Here is a 252-nt window from a genome sequence, read left to right as displayed (position 1 = left end):
CGAGCAGCAGCGTGGGGCGGGCGCCATCGGCGGCGCGCAGCTCCAGCGTCGTGCCCGCGGGAAGATCGACCGCGAGCGGGCCCGTCATCGTCAGCGTGGCACTTGTGGCGATCTCGATCGCGATCTTGCCATGCAGCGCCAGTTCGTTCGCGACGTAGTCGAGCGCGTTCTGCAGGCTCGCGTAACGCGTCGGGCTCGCGGGATCGGGAAAGGGCAGGATCCACTCGGGATCGGTGACCGTGAAGCCCGCCG

The 252-nt window shown here is 69.8% G+C and carries 1 protein-coding gene; it reads right to left on the bottom strand.

The features are described from left to right. On the bottom strand, positions 1-252 hold a 252-nt coding region (locus SB725_RS32680; protein WP_410923636.1), incomplete at both ends, for a hypothetical protein.

This window comes from Pseudomonas sp. SIMBA_041 (genome assembly GCF_046535095.1).
Taxonomy (GTDB): domain Bacteria; phylum Pseudomonadota; class Gammaproteobacteria; order Pseudomonadales; family Pseudomonadaceae; genus Aquipseudomonas; species Aquipseudomonas mucoides.
The sequence above is the reverse complement of the archived record's forward strand: the minus strand, read 5'-3'. Positions and strand labels throughout refer to the sequence as shown.